The organism is Egbenema bharatensis FJBBOT/2019, from assembly GCF_048077055.1.
GTDB lineage: Bacteria > Cyanobacteriota > Cyanobacteriia > Elainellales > Elainellaceae > Egbenema > Egbenema bharatensis.
Genome location: NZ_CP182236.1, coordinates 1790442 through 1803715 on the forward strand (window position 1 = coordinate 1790442; position 13274 = coordinate 1803715).

Genomic DNA, 13274 nt, shown 5'->3' on the forward strand with positions numbered 1-13274 from the left:
CTACATATACTCTACCAAATCTTCTAATGGCTCATCAAAATCATCAGACATAATGATCTGACCTTTCATGCTGCCATACCCGTAACGCTTTTCAGCCTCTTCCGGCGAGAGTTGCTCTAGCTCCTGCTGTAGTTCCTGCCGTAATTCTAAAAGGTTAGATGGCTTATTCTTTAGGTGTTTTTCTAACAGAAATTCAACATAATGCAGCACTTCTGTTTGTAATGACTCTGGTAACACCTCTAATTTCTTTAACAAAGTAGGTTGAATCATGGTTTTTCCTCCTTCGCAGCTTTTACTAAAAGCATGACAGCGATTCCGGTTTGAATCCCGAAGACATTGTTCTTGGTGCCAGAGATTTTGGGATTGTTTCTCACATCGGATTGAGTATCAATAATATAAACGTAATCAAACTCGCGATCGATGCACTTGCGAAAGCCATCAAAGGTTTTGGAATCGATAAACGATCGATTGGTGATGAAAGCAATAATCCCGTTCTTTCCTAGCCTGTCTGATGCCCACCGAAAGAAGCGGGTGTACATATCGTAGACAACAATCTGATTTTGGGCTGTTCCCTCTTTGATATAGGTTTCCTTAATGGCTTTGTCAATTCCTTTATAGAGACGGTTGGCATTGCGTTGGTTAAAATTTTCCTGGTGGGCGTTGTAGGGCGGATTGCCAATAATCACAGAAATGGTGCGATCGTTTTGCTGTTGAATTCGCGCCGTATTCTGCACACTCATAGCAAACAGATCAAACTGATGACCCTCTGAGGTACAGTGATCCAGCGTATCTACTAAGCAAATATTTTTAAATTCTTCATACTTCCCCATCTTTTGTTGATAGGTAAACTCAATATTTAAGTTGGCAATGTAATAGGGCAGAATTGCCATTCCATTGCAGTGGATCTCGTGTTTATATTTATGCTCTAACCTATCCACAGGCAAATATTCGATTAGTTCCGTGACATAGGTGCCCGTGCCCGTACAGGGGTCAAGAATCTCCACCCCCGGATCGCTCAACAACTTGCCAAAGTGCTTATGGGTCAGATAATCCGCACTCTCAATCATGAAGCGGACAATTTCATTCGGCGTGTAAACAATCCCCAACCGATCCGCCGCTTTCGGGTTATAGGCTTTGTAGAAATTTTCGTAGACTGCCTTAAGAAACTTCTGCTTTTCGTGGTGATTGGCGATGTTTTCCGAGTGACGACGAATCACCGCATAATAGTGTTCGATGCTTTTGAGTGTGTTTTTGCGGGTCGCTCCCGTGAAAAAGGTGTTGATGATTTCTGACAGTTCCCGCGCAATGTTGTTTTCGCGGTGAAATTGCGACTCATGGAAGATATTGGTGAAAATATCCTCCGTGAGAATGTGCTGAATCAACATTTCATGGATGTCGAAGATCTCGATTTCCGGGTTGATTGACTGGCGACAAACTTTTAGAAAGGTGTTGCGGCGTTCTCTAAATTGGGTATTATTCTCCTCCTGCTGAGCAATAATGCTCCGTAAGGCTTCCAAAATATGCGGGACATCTTCCTTAAACTTGACGATCGCCGCCCGAAAGTCGCGCACTTCAGGGCGTTCATAGTCCACAAACGTGCTGATTAGCCCATCCAACGCCTCCGCATCCCGCATGGAAACCCGCAACTGCTCTCGACTGTGCTGAATCAGGATGGCAGTTTGGGAGTCTTCAAACAGAATGTTTTCGTCTGGGTAGCCCTTTGCTAATTTTTTCTCGATTTCTTCGTCGATCTTGTCATACTGGTCTTTGCTCTCCCACCAGCCATGCTCCGGGCGGATGGCATCCTTCACCGTGCCATCGGGAAAAACCGTCGTATTGAACTTGGTCTTAAAATCTAGCTCCGGGATCAGCAGATAGTTGCGGGGCTTGCAGTAATCATTTAGTAACCGCTCAAAGGCATTCCGAATGCTGGTTTCCTTTTTGGAACCGCCATAACGAACGATTTTTTCAACTTCTGCTTGGTACTGTGTCACCAGCAATCTGGACATTCTGCAACTCCCGGAACCATAAAGCCTGGGTAAAGTGAGGACTAAAGCTCAGTATTCCCACTTAATCTCCATTCTGACTCATCGACAAGGTTCCGGATCTGAAACTGAGAAAGACGGTTGGACAAGTAGCTGCATTAAGGCGGGCGATCGCATCTCATCAATTACTTTCCGGTTACGCCCCCACCGAGGACTTGCGGCATAACCGTTCCTAATTACCCGCCGCAGATAACCTTGAACTCTCACCGCTCACCTCTGCTCCGTCCGCACCAACGCAGTGTTAGATGTCCGACAACTTCAACAAACTTTACCTGACAACCCTTGACCCTATATCAGAGTATAAGGTTTACCATGAGCTTGTCAGGTCGTAATGGAGTGATGCCAATGTTTCAAGTGGGGGAAGTCTCTCGTCGGTTAGACCTTAATCCACAAACCCTTTACTTTTATGAACGCATTGGGTTGATTCCGCCACCTCAGCGCACGGAGTCGGGATATCGGCTCTTTAGTCAGCAAGATGTGGATCGACTTGCCTTTATTACACGGGCTAAAGCATTAGGGCTGAGCCTGGACGAGATCAAGGATATTCTTGCCCTTAAGAATGGGCGATCTCTCACCTGCCAAGCGGTCTATGAGCGTCTGGGTAAAAAAGTCAGTGAGATTGAAGAAACCATGCAGCAGTTGCAGATGCTCCATGATGAGTTAACACTATTGATGCAACACTGTGCTGCCCGTCTGCACACGACCGAGCGAGAATGTGTTGTTTTGGAGCAACTACCCGCGAACATTGCTGAGCATTGATGCAATTACAACTTGGAATTGACTATTAAGAGGAATGTAACGATGAGTTCGATGATTGTTGAAGTCTTGGGAACTGGCTGTAAAAAATGCCAGCAACTAGAAGCAAACGCTAGAGAAGCGATCGCTAACCTCAACCTAGAGGCAGAGGTCTTGCACATTACCGACCCCATGAAAATTGCCGAGCGCGGCGTAATGAAAACCCCTGCCTTGGTCATTAATGGGCAACTAGCGAGCCAGGGGAAAGTGCCCACCCCAGAGCAAATACAACCGCTGCTTGCTGTTGATTAACCCTCACAATTTTGAGTTAGGTTAAAGGGCTGGCATGGCTCTTTTCCTGGCTCTCTCTTACTTGGAAAAAATCGATGCAAATCAGTTCATTCTGGCGAGAACAGTGGAAGCCACTCGCCCTGATTGTGGTGGCCTTCGTTCTTTGTTTCCACCTACCTGTTGAGGCACTACAACAATCAGAACGGCTGCGTAATGCGTTTTGGGAAGCCCTCTATTTAGTGCGGTGGTATGCCCAAGAACACGTTCTATTATGCCTAATCCCTGCCTTCTTTATTGCAGGGGCGATCGCAGTTTTCATCAGTCAGGATGCCGTGATGAAATATCTGGGTTTTAAGGCGAATCCGCTGCTGGCCTATGGAGTCGCATCTGTATCAGGCACTATCTTGGCGGTCTGTTCTTGCACAGTGCTGCCCTTGTTTGCCGGTATCTATCGTATGGGGGCGGGGCTGGGACCTGCGATTGCCTTTCTCTATTCTGGCCCTGCCATCAATGTTCTGGCGATTATCCTCACCGCTCGAATTCTGGGGTTGAAACTGGGCATTGCCAGGGCGATCGGTGCGATTGTTTTTAGTATCGTGATTGGCTTGGCAATGCAGTTTATCTTCCGCAAGGAAACACTAGAGCCAGTCAAAGCCAGCACCATGTTACTTGATGAGGATGAAACCCGTCCCCTCTGGCAAAATGCCCTCTTCTTTGCCGTTTTGGTCGGCATTTTGGTCTTTGCGAACTGGGCTAGACCTGATGTGGCTGCGGGGGCATGGTACGTCCTCTACACCCTAAAGTGGTGGATTACAGGAGCTTTGGGGCTGGCGCTGGCCGCCATTCTGATCGCCTGGTATCACCTCAATCCAGGCAAAGTGACCTTAATTACCGGGGTGACAGCCGTGCTTTCCTGGCAATTTCAGCAACAGCCCCTCGTGCCGTTCTCGGCTGCGGTCATTGGGTTATCCTGGCTGACCAGCACCAGCAAAGGAGAAGCTGAACAATGGTTTGAATCGTCCTGGGACTATGCCAAACAAATTTTGCCCCTGTTGTTGATTGGGGTATTGATTGCGGGTGCTTTACTGGGTCGTCCTGGACAAGAAGCGCTGATTCCCTCTACATGGATTACATGGGCGGTAGGTGGTAATTCGATCTTCGCTAACTTTTTTGCTGCGATCGCCGGAGCCTTCATGTACTTCGCTACCCTTACCGAAGTCCCCATCTTGCAAGGACTCATTGGCAATGGCATGGGGCAAGGCCCGCTTTAGCTCTATTGCTTGCAGGACCAGCGCTATCCTTACCGAATATGCTAGTGATTCGCAGCATCATTGGCACGAAGAAAACCGTTGTGTTCGTGTCCCTGGTGGTCGTAATGGCAACGCTATCCGGAATTATCTACGGAGCAATTTGGGGTTGACTTGTAGCTTGCAATCATGCTGGAAGCCAGCAGCTAGAGATATCAAGCACCATCCATTAACCAAGGACATCTAACGGTGAAGTTGTGCGGCGGCAGATAACCTCGAACTCCCACCGATAACCTTTGTTCCGTCGTTCCGTCCGCACCAACGCAGTGTTAGTCTGCTAACTGTAGCGCAGGCTTTTATCTAGCGTTGAGTAGCCTCACCTAGCGCCTCCTGAAGAATTTCATCACTCACACCATGACGCTTAAGACTGGCAATCAATGCAGAGACAGTATCCCCTTCTAATCGCTCAAGATCAGCACGCAGCCCTTGGCCAATATAAGCACGTGCTAAGGGCTGATATCCCGAAAAACCCAATATTGGGGCTAGCCGCTTCAAGTCCTCAATTACATCTTCTGGCATCCGAATAGTGATCGTTGTCATAGGTCGATCTCTATTCAACCGTTGTTTCAAAGCATCAATCTTCATAGTACTCGCGCTCCTTGCGTGTTGCTTTGCGGGCCGAAATAATTCTAATGGTGTCGTTTTCACGCTCTATGTAGACGACATATAAGAGGTTCCAGCGTCTGTCCAAGCCAATGACAGCATCGCGCGCTTCAGCATTACGACTCGCATCAACTACCACAAGGAATGGATCAAAGAAAGCCTCTGCACCTTGCTGAAAAGTAACCCCATCATGGTTTATGGGGTTAACCCTAGCCTTCTCTTCATTCCAAACGAAGGTAACGCCATTGAGCACGAAATGTACATCCATACCTCATATTGTAATCAGTATGTATTTACATCGTCAATACATACTGATGCCAGCTGCCTTCTTTGACTCAACCCTGCTACTCAGCCAAGGCGGTTGGCTGACCACCTTGCAGATACCTTAAACGGTTCAACGGTTCTGATCAGCGGTTGCCGAAATCTTTGCAACATCACAAGTGACTTGGGCAAATCCACTGCACTAGCCTTGTTAGGCAAGGATTACACCGGCGTTTGCTGGTGAAGAACCAATTTCCACATTCCACCACTAATTTCATACGTGCTGTTAATCAGAGCTACGTATGGCTTGCTATCTTCACGTTGTGCAGTCACTCTGTATACAAGTACTTCAGCACTTTCTGATAATGAAATTACACGCGGCTCTTCGATTCGGAACGACTTCCAGGGCTGAGCAGCTAAAGATTGCAAGATTTTCTCTTTCCCCTCGATGATCATTCCACCTGGAAAGAGCATGATAGCATCATCACGGAGAACGGAATTGTAGAACGTCTTGCTCGCTTCCACATCCGTTGATAGCGCTTGCCATCCTTGCTCTTCGAGATCAATCAGGTCTTACATTGTGGTTCCTCCTTCCGTCCAACGATCAATCTAACCTCTCAACGCTCAACAGACTAATTCACAATACTGCCCCAACAACAATTCCAGCAGCCTAACGGTGAAGTTGTGCGGCGGCAGACAAACTCGAACTCCCACAGAAAACCTTCGTTCCGTCCGCACCAACGTATTGTTCGACTGCTGGCTCCACGATTCGAGGTAGTCTATACCAATCCAGGTGGGATTGCCTTCTGATATTAGGATATTTGCGCGACCGTGCTAAAAATCTTCTACAATGAAAGCCAACCGCTGATTCATTTTAACTCCAAAGATCTGGCAAAGGTAAGAGGATATCTAGATGACCTTACAAGATGAGATTGACTTAAGAAGTACCGAGGTCAAGTCTGATAGCTACTCGATGTCAATTGGTGAGTTGACTAACCTCTACCAAGATGAAGAAATAGATATACATCCAGAGTTTCAGCGTTTTTACCGCTGGTCTCCTTTACAAAAAACCAAGTTAATAGAATCCATCCTTTTAGGGATTCCCCTTCCGCCTATCTTTGTATCTCAGAGGAAAGATGGGGTTTGGGATGTTGTAGATGGACTACAGCGATTATCCACTATTTTTCAGTTCATGGGCATTCTTCTTGATGAAGACAAGAAAAAAGTTGAGCCTCTAACTCTGGAGGAAACAAAGTACCTGCCTTCTCTCAGAGAAAAGAAATGGGATAACCCTGAAGATCCGGAGAATGCTTTCACTGCAGCTCAGAAGCTCTTCATCAAGCGTTCCAAACTAGATGTCAAAATCATATTGAAAGAAAGTGATGAAAAAAGTAAATATGAATTGTTTCAGAGATTGAATACCGGAGGTTCACCACTTTCGGATCAGGAATTGAGAAATTGCATTCTAATCATGGAAAATCGTAGAATGTTTTCCTGGTTATCTGAACTATCCAAAGATGAAGGATTTGAGCAATGTATTGTTTTGACAGATCGTGCAAAAGAAGAACAATACGATATGGATCTTGCACTTCGATTTGTGGTCTTTAGAACGCTTGATGCTGAAGAAGTCAAGAAAGCAAAAGACATTAATGAGTTTGTGACCGATAAAATGTTGGAGATTGCAAGGAATCCTAATTTCAACTTTGATCAGGAAGCCAAGGCATTTAAAACTACTTTCACTATCTTAAATGAAACTATAGGGGCAGACTGCTTCCATAGATATGACATTCAAAAACAAAGATTTCTAGGCGGATTTTTACTGTCCGCGTTTGAAGCAGTTGCCCTTGGTGTTGGATATAACTATGAAGCCATTCTAGATACTAAAGGGAGTTTTGACATTTTAGAACGGATTAAAAAGTTATGGGGAAACAAAGACTTCCTGAAAAGAATTGGTTCTGGAAAAACAGCTAGTTTGCGGATGCCAAGAATAGTTCCTCTGGGAAGGGATTTATTCAAACCATGACTAAGATTCGGACTGTATCTCAGCTAAGCGATCAGCTTTCTGAGGAAATTGCATGGCGAAAAAAAGAGTTAATATACATCAAAACTTTAATTGAGAAAAATAGATATCGAACTGTTCAATCCACCTTGCTTAGGAGCGGTACTGCAATTCTGTACGCGCACTGGGAAGGCTTTGTTAAAAATGCGGCAACATCTTATGTAGAATTTGTTTCTAGACAAAATTTAAAATACTCAGAATTAGCACCTAACTTCTTAGCTTTGGCTGTTAAAAAACAACTTAACGAAGCTCAAAGCAGTTATAGAGCCGTTATATTTACCAAAGTTGTAGATTTTCTAATAACAGGGTTGGAATCTAAGTGCTTAATCCAGTGGGATGATGCAATTAAGACACAATCAAATCTTAATTCTGAAGTCTTAAAAGATATCATATGTATTTTGGGGCTAGACTACTCTCTCTACGAAACAAAAGAAAAAATTATTGATGAGACATTGCTTCGCTCTAGAAACGAAATTGCGCATGGACAGTATCTACTAATTGAGTTCGATCAGTATATGGAATTGCACCATGAAATTATATCGCTGATGGATTTGTTCAGAGATCAAATAGAGAATGCAGCTATATCAAAAACCTACCTTTGTACGTAGGACTCAGTGATTGCTTCAATATTAAGCACATTATTCATCACTATGCAATGCAACTACTGAGAAAATTCGTACAACCTCAACACTGGGTACTCACAGATATGCTTAAAGTTGCTGTCTCACCGAAAACATGAAGCAGTCGAACGCGTCTGGTCAGCGGTTGCCAAAAATTTTGTGACATCACAAGCAGCTTTGTGCAATCTGCTGCACCAGAGCTGTTTAACTGCGTTTTCATTGACTACTCGCTGTTGCCTCCCTGATTACTTCTAGAACTTCTTGCGGATGCGAAATCATAGGGAAATGGCTTGATTGCACAGTAACTGTTTTTGCACTCATTCGCTGAGACATGTCACGCTGTAAATCAGGCGGAACCGCTCTATCGTTTGTCGCTAAGATATACCAACTTGGTTTATCTCTCCAAGCAGGCGAACTTGCCTTCACTTCCGTTAATGATACAGATGGTGTTGTTTGAGTCACATGGATTAATGCCTTTCTTTCTTCTGAGAGATCATTTGCCAAAACCTCATCAACACCTTCTTTGGAAATCCAAACAAAACCATTTTGCTCCTGAAAATGCGGTGATGGGGAGCCATATTTACTCATCAAATCAATCATTGATTCACCGGCATCAGGAGCAAGCGCTGCAATATACACCAAACCAGCAACTCGTTCATCATGTCCAACTGTAGTAATAACGAAACCACCCCACGAATGACCAACCAGAATACATTTCCCCTCGATATGGTCTAAAGCACGTTTCGTCACAGCAATATCATCTTCTAGAGATGTAAGTGGGTTTTGCACTGCAATAACTTCATAGCCTTCTGCCAACAGCGTTGGAATAATCTCGCTGTAACAAGAGCCATCCGCCCAAAAACCGTGAACCAATATGACGTTTTGAACTTTGCTCATAAGTGTTTCCACAAATACAGCGTTGGTCGCAAAGCATTTTCGATGGAGTCTACAGAGGCGGTCGAACTATTAATAGGCTGAATTTTTCTGTCTAAGATCCCAATTTGGGGTAGATAGGCAGAATGATTCGGTATAACACCCAAAATTTGCTACATATCCAGATTCAGTAGATCGCAAATTCATTCTAGAGAGGGTAAATAGATGGCTGTGATGACTGGGAAATGTCGCTCGACAGCCTGAGAGAGAAACTCCAACATGGTCTTGAGACTAAAGAGTTCTCGGTAAACGACCCGTCCTCCTCGTTGAGTACGGCTCACAAAGAACCAGAGCAAATACACCCAGAGATTGACCAAAATAAACGCCAGAGCCACAAACAGCAAACGGGTGACTGGATTCTTGCTCGTGGTGCGGATACGGCACCCATTTTTCATCCTGTAGCTGGTCTCGATACCGAAACGGTCTTTGTAATGCTGATGCATCTGCTCCAAAGCAACCCTCACACGATGCAGCACGTATAGGGTGTATTGGATACCATGTTTCCCTTTGAACCCTTTGTAATAGCTGCAAATCACCCGCATCTGACAGGTAACTGAACCATATTGAGGGCTGTTGAGGGTATAACGGGTGGCATAACTTTTGCGCCCAATCAACAACTGGCGAGTACCTCCACGTTTGCCTCGAATTACCGCAGGCATGAGAAACGGAATATTGAGAGCTTTGAGCCAACGAATGACTGGTACACTATAGAACCCACGGTCAAGATAAAGCCGTTTGACGCGGACTCGTAAGGGAGTCAGCATGGCTAATAAATAAGTGATGGTTGCAACCAATGTTTCATGCCGATGCACGGCATGTGAAATGTCAACTATTCGTGCCGGTGAATGACTATTGGTTTGCCGATTCCAAGGGGCAGAACTAGATGACATCCTAGAGTGACAACTAGACAGAGCAAATCGACAACGACACAAAGAAGACCTGTCATTTCACAGACGACAGGTCCTATATCAAAAAAGAGACCCTCAGGTAGGAGAATCTCAAAAGATAGATGCACTATCGATAGATAAAACAGCGCAACGACTCAACACGAGATCGCTAACTCAGAGCATCACACTATGGCTTGGGTTTAGCGCGCTCAACGGCTGAATGCTTACGAAAACTCTCTGCCTGGATTTCAATGATCAGTGCATGGTGTACGAGGCGGTCGACCGCAGCGACGGTCATCATCGAGTCAGAGAAGATGGCATCCCACTGGCTAAAGGGATGGTTCGCGGTAATCAGGAGGCTGCGACGCTCGTAGCGATGAGCAATCAGTTCAAAGAGAACGGAGGTTTCCGCCTCATCCTTTTTGACATAGCCGAGGTCGTCGAGGATGAGGAGGTCAAAGCGGTCCAGCTTGGCTAAGGTAGCCGGGAGTTGGAGTTGGAGCTTGGCGTACTGCAACTGTTGCACCAACGCCATCGCTGAGAAGAACTTGACGCGTTTGCCCAGGTGGATCGCTTGTTGGGCGACTGCTGCTGCCAGATGAGTTTTGCCGACACCGCTCGGCCCCAGCAAAATCAGGTTTTCCGCCTGCTCCAGCCAAGTGGTGTGTTGCACCAGTTGCATCAGAGCAGCGCTATTGAGAGTAGGACAATGGTCAAACTCAAAGGTCGTAAAACTTTTTCCGGGTGGGAGTTGGGCCTCGCCTAGAGCGCGTTGGATGCGGACTTGAGCGCGACGGTCGGCCTCCAGTTGGCATAGCGCTAGTAAGAATTGCGCGTAGGACCAGTTCTCTTGAATGGCCTTGGCTTCGATGCTCTGCCAGTGGTTGAGCATGTGGGAGAGGCGCAGGTGTTTGAGGGTGAGGCTGAGGGTCTGATGCGGGTTGCTCTGGTTGGGGGGTATCGGCACTATCGAGTCCATGAGAGGGGAGGAGTTGGTCATAGGAATCCAGGGGATGTTGGTGAACATTGAGGTTGGACATCGAGGAGCGGGGAACGATTCCAAAGTGGCGTTGTAAGCCATTCAAGGTCAGTTGACTCGTTTGCAGCTGCATCTCTAGATAGTCGGCAACCGCCGTTTCCTGGTTTGTTTGATGAGCGATGAAGAGCGCCTCAACGATGAGTTTGGCGGCGCTATCCGGGTCGAACTGTTCACTGATGTGCGACCACAGGGTCCGCCAGTGCTCATTGGGCAAAATGTCCTGCTGCCATGTACAGAAGAGGAACGCTCTGGGTTTGCGCCTGAGTCCCTCAATGATGTGGTGGTAGTTGATACAGCGGGCGCGGCGTCGCGTGCCGCTTCCAGACCCCCGAATCCGTGGAAGTTCCACCACCTGCTGCTGCCCCAGATAGCCCACCAATCGGTCATGGTAGAGTCGCAGGTTCAACTGCTGGCCAATCAAACGCGAGGGGACGCTGTAGAGGACGCAGCGCACCGTGATGGTGCTGAAGCGACTGACCCGGGCGATGACCTCTTCGTAATCAGCAACGCGGTAGCGGGGCAGCGGCTGTAGATGCTGCTTCTCCTCTTCGTACTTGACGCTGCACTTGCCGTTGAGCTTTGCCACCACCTGTCCAATAAAGTCCTGGTAAGCGGCCACCGATGGAAAGTCAACGCTCTCACGGAGATAGAGTTGCTGGATGAGGCGGCGCTTGAGGTGCCCGTGAGACGCCTCTATAGCCCCGTTCTCGTGTGCTACACCGGTGTTGTTGCGTGTCGGCTGCATCTGATAATGCTCACACAGCTGGTCGTACAACTGGGTCAACGGCTTGTGGCGTTTGCCGGCCATGTTGCGGTAGGCCGCACTCAAACTATCGGTGCGATGCAGCTTTGGTACTCCGCCACACGCCGCCAGCGCGTTCTGCAGCCCTTCGGATAGACCAATGAAGCTCTCGCCGCCCTGAATCACCTGCACGTACTGCCAGCCACTGTAGGCTAAGCGGTAGTGGTAGAGAATATGCTCGAACGGCACTCCGGCTATCGTAATCGTCACCCCCTTGAGCTCCGTGAAGTCCGACAGACCCATCTCACCCGGCGTGTGGCGAATCTCAAACATCACTTCTTTCGGGTCGCCGTGCAGCGCCTTCCAGGTCTGTACCCGCCGCTGCACGGTTCTCAAGGTTGACTCATACTCCCCAGGGTAGCGCTCTACCAGGTACTCATACAGTGTCGTCGCTTCCAAGCGTGGTTCTCGTTTGAGCATCGGCTCGAGTTCCTGCTCCCATACTCCAGAGAGGGGGTCTGAGCGTCTGCGCCAGTGGCGCTCTTCGGGCAGACGCTCTGTGCGTTCTCCACGTTCAATTCGTCGGCCGCTGCGCTCACAGCATCCAGCGATCTTCGCCGATTGCACCTGCGTGCAGCCTTCCTCTCGTGCTCGCATATACACCTGAACTTGGTAGGGTTGTAGCATCGGCACTAGCTCTCGTTCTGCGTTCAATACAGAAATGATCTAGTGCTTTTCTATGGTTGCGACGACTTCTATCTAGTTGTCGCTGGTCTTAGGTGCGATCTCTCACGGGTCTACGATCTCAAAACTGAGCCAGTGCGATTTGCTCACCGGTCAAATAGTCGTCGTTCTCATCTATTTGGTATTGTCGTCCAACAGATGCATCTGCTCCAAAGCAACCCTCACACGATGCAGCACGTATAGGGTGTATTGGATACCATGTTTCCCTTTGAACCCTTTGTAATAGCTGCAAATCACCCGCATCTGACAGGTAACTGAACCATATTGAGGGCTGTTGAGGGTATAACGGGTGGCATAACTTTTGCGCCCAATCAACAACTGGCGAGTACCTCCACGTTTGCCTCGAATTACCGCAGGCATGAGAAACGGAATATTGAGAGCTTTGAGCCAACGAATGACTGGTACACTATAGAACCCACGGTCAAGATAAAGCCGTTTGACGCGGACTCGTAAGGGAGTCAGCATGGCTAATAAATAAGTGATGGTTGCAACCAATGTTTCATGCCGATGCACGGCATGAATACCCAAAGTAACCCGTTTGTTACGACAAATCACATAGACGGTGGCATAGGCAAAGAACGAAGTCGTGCCTGCCTTAGCTTGAGAGCGGTAGATGTAAGGCTCAGTGGCGACGTTCACACTGCCGTAATAGGGAATCAGATGGAGGTCAATGGCAATACGATGCTTGCCCTTACGAATTTTTGGGGGGATGCGGCTTTGCAGAGCGGCATTGAGTTGAGATTCCAGAGTTGTGATATCGTCTAACTTATCGAGATGATAGCGAATGCCATTGCCACTGGGTACGCCCTCCAATCGTTGTGTTGTGTGTTCAATGCTATCGCTGCGACTGGCGGCCCGTAGCAAAATCTCAAACAGATCTTGGAGTGTGTATCCACCTTGCATGTCCAGGGATAAGTGTTCCAATAGGCAGTCGAGGGCTACCTCCAACGTCGCTTCATCCGTCAAAGCTGGAGCAGGCGATAATGAACTTGGGTAGATCGTCATGGC

The 13274-nt window shown here is 47.4% G+C and carries 13 protein-coding genes and 2 pseudogenes; 5 read left to right on the forward strand and 10 right to left on the reverse strand.

Annotated features, from left to right (window positions below; all coding sequences use genetic code 11):
- Both ACM1PF_RS08385 and ACM1PF_RS08390 read right to left on the reverse strand, forming a co-directional pair.
- Nucleotides 1-270: a type II toxin-antitoxin system VapB family antitoxin gene (locus ACM1PF_RS08385; protein WP_416673971.1), complete on the reverse strand. Its 270-nt coding sequence runs from the start codon at nucleotides 268-270 to the stop codon at nucleotides 1-3.
- On the reverse strand, nucleotides 267-2009 hold the full coding sequence (locus ACM1PF_RS08390) for an N-6 DNA methylase (RefSeq protein WP_416673973.1): 1743 nt from the start codon (nucleotides 2007-2009) through the stop codon (nucleotides 267-269). Before ACM1PF_RS08390 ends, ACM1PF_RS08385 begins: the two co-directional genes overlap by 4 nt.
- A gap of 381 nt (nucleotides 2010-2390) precedes the next feature.
- On the opposite strand from ACM1PF_RS08390, the gene ACM1PF_RS08395 reads away from it, so the two are divergent.
- The 3 genes and pseudogenes from ACM1PF_RS08395 to ACM1PF_RS08405 all read left to right on the forward strand — a co-directional run bounded on the left by ACM1PF_RS08395 (nucleotide 2391) and on the right by ACM1PF_RS08405 (nucleotide 4491).
- The gene (locus ACM1PF_RS08395; RefSeq protein WP_416676595.1) at nucleotides 2391-2804 is read left to right on the forward strand and encodes a heavy metal-responsive transcriptional regulator; all 414 of its coding nucleotides are present in this window, start codon (nucleotides 2391-2393) and stop codon (nucleotides 2802-2804) included.
- Between the two features lie 42 nt (nucleotides 2805-2846).
- Complete coding sequence (locus tag ACM1PF_RS08400; RefSeq protein WP_416673974.1) at nucleotides 2847-3092, forward strand: thioredoxin family protein; 246 nt, start codon at nucleotides 2847-2849, stop codon at nucleotides 3090-3092.
- Nucleotides 3093-3166: 74 nt separating this feature from the next.
- Nucleotides 3167-4491, forward strand: a pseudogene (locus ACM1PF_RS08405) (permease).
- A 187-nt stretch (nucleotides 4492-4678) separates the two neighbouring features.
- On the opposite strand, the gene ACM1PF_RS08410 reads toward ACM1PF_RS08405, so the two are convergent.
- The 3 genes from ACM1PF_RS08410 to ACM1PF_RS08420 all read right to left on the reverse strand — a co-directional run bounded on the left by ACM1PF_RS08410 (nucleotide 4679) and on the right by ACM1PF_RS08420 (nucleotide 5812).
- The gene (locus ACM1PF_RS08410; protein WP_416673975.1) at nucleotides 4679-4963 is read right to left on the reverse strand and encodes a hypothetical protein; all 285 of its coding nucleotides are present in this window, start codon (nucleotides 4961-4963) and stop codon (nucleotides 4679-4681) included.
- Entirely contained in the window at nucleotides 4953-5249 is a 297-nt protein-coding gene (locus tag ACM1PF_RS08415) for a BrnT family toxin (RefSeq protein ID WP_416673976.1), read from the reverse strand. The genes ACM1PF_RS08410 and ACM1PF_RS08415 overlap by 11 nt, the downstream gene beginning before the upstream one ends.
- Before the next feature lie 215 nt (nucleotides 5250-5464).
- Nucleotides 5465-5812 carry a nuclear transport factor 2 family protein gene (locus ACM1PF_RS08420; RefSeq protein WP_416676596.1) on the reverse strand — a complete coding sequence of 116 codons (348 nt, stop codon included), beginning with the start codon at nucleotides 5810-5812 and terminating at the stop codon, nucleotides 5465-5467.
- A 343-nt stretch (nucleotides 5813-6155) separates the two neighbouring features.
- Between ACM1PF_RS08420 and ACM1PF_RS08425 the strand changes: the two genes are divergently transcribed.
- Nucleotides 6156-7265 (forward strand): DUF262 domain-containing protein, encoded by a 1110-nt coding sequence (locus ACM1PF_RS08425; protein WP_416673977.1) that lies wholly within the window; start codon nucleotides 6156-6158, stop codon nucleotides 7263-7265.
- Nucleotides 7262-7909, forward strand: coding sequence for an MAE_28990/MAE_18760 family HEPN-like nuclease (locus tag ACM1PF_RS08430; protein WP_416673979.1), 648 nt, complete (start codon nucleotides 7262-7264; stop codon nucleotides 7907-7909). Before ACM1PF_RS08425 ends, ACM1PF_RS08430 begins: the two co-directional genes overlap by 4 nt.
- Nucleotides 7910-8137: 228 nt before the next feature.
- Here the strand turns inward: ACM1PF_RS08430 and ACM1PF_RS08435 are convergent, their stop codons facing one another.
- The 5 genes and pseudogenes from ACM1PF_RS08435 to ACM1PF_RS08455 all read right to left on the reverse strand — a co-directional run bounded on the left by ACM1PF_RS08435 (nucleotide 8138) and on the right by ACM1PF_RS08455 (nucleotide 13271).
- Nucleotides 8138-8818: an alpha/beta fold hydrolase gene (locus ACM1PF_RS08435; protein WP_416673980.1), complete on the reverse strand. Its 681-nt coding sequence runs from the start codon at nucleotides 8816-8818 to the stop codon at nucleotides 8138-8140.
- Between the two features lie 179 nt (nucleotides 8819-8997).
- A complete protein-coding gene (locus ACM1PF_RS08440; RefSeq protein ID WP_416673981.1) occupies nucleotides 8998-9666 on the reverse strand; it encodes a transposase in 669 nt (222 codons plus the stop codon).
- A gap of 262 nt (nucleotides 9667-9928) precedes the next feature.
- Nucleotides 9929-10720 carry an IS21-like element helper ATPase IstB gene (gene istB / locus ACM1PF_RS08445; protein WP_416670327.1) on the reverse strand — a complete coding sequence of 264 codons (792 nt, stop codon included), beginning with the start codon at nucleotides 10718-10720 and terminating at the stop codon, nucleotides 9929-9931.
- 391 nt (nucleotides 10721-11111) lie between these two features.
- Nucleotides 11112-12209 (reverse strand): annotated as a pseudogene (istA, locus tag ACM1PF_RS08450) (IS21 family transposase); the annotation flags it as partial.
- A gap of 171 nt (nucleotides 12210-12380) precedes the next feature.
- Nucleotides 12381-13271 (reverse strand): transposase, encoded by an 891-nt coding sequence (locus tag ACM1PF_RS08455; RefSeq protein ID WP_416673983.1) that lies wholly within the window; start codon nucleotides 13269-13271, stop codon nucleotides 12381-12383.
- Nucleotides 13272-13274 lie beyond the last annotated feature (3 nt).

Coding starts and splice junctions, on each gene's coding strand:
- ACM1PF_RS08385 (WP_416673971.1), bottom strand. CDS start 270: ATGATTCAACCTACTTTGTTAAAGAAATTAGAGGTGTTACCAGAGTCA.
- ACM1PF_RS08390 (WP_416673973.1), bottom strand. CDS start 2,009: ATGTCCAGATTGCTGGTGACACAGTACCAAGCAGAAGTTGAAAAAATC.
- ACM1PF_RS08395 (WP_416676595.1), top strand. CDS start 2,391: ATGTTTCAAGTGGGGGAAGTCTCTCGTCGGTTAGACCTTAATCCACAA.
- ACM1PF_RS08400 (WP_416673974.1), top strand. CDS start 2,847: ATGAGTTCGATGATTGTTGAAGTCTTGGGAACTGGCTGTAAAAAATGC.
- ACM1PF_RS08410 (WP_416673975.1), bottom strand. CDS start 4,963: ATGAAGATTGATGCTTTGAAACAACGGTTGAATAGAGATCGACCTATG.
- ACM1PF_RS08415 (WP_416673976.1), bottom strand. CDS start 5,249: ATGGATGTACATTTCGTGCTCAATGGCGTTACCTTCGTTTGGAATGAA.
- ACM1PF_RS08425 (WP_416673977.1), top strand. CDS start 6,156: ATGACCTTACAAGATGAGATTGACTTAAGAAGTACCGAGGTCAAGTCT.
- ACM1PF_RS08430 (WP_416673979.1), top strand. CDS start 7,262: ATGACTAAGATTCGGACTGTATCTCAGCTAAGCGATCAGCTTTCTGAG.
- ACM1PF_RS08435 (WP_416673980.1), bottom strand. CDS start 8,818: ATGAGCAAAGTTCAAAACGTCATATTGGTTCACGGTTTTTGGGCGGAT.
- istB (WP_416670327.1), bottom strand. CDS start 10,720: ATGGACTCGATAGTGCCGATACCCCCCAACCAGAGCAACCCGCATCAG.
- ACM1PF_RS08455 (WP_416673983.1), bottom strand. CDS start 13,271: ATGACGATCTACCCAAGTTCATTATCGCCTGCTCCAGCTTTGACGGAT.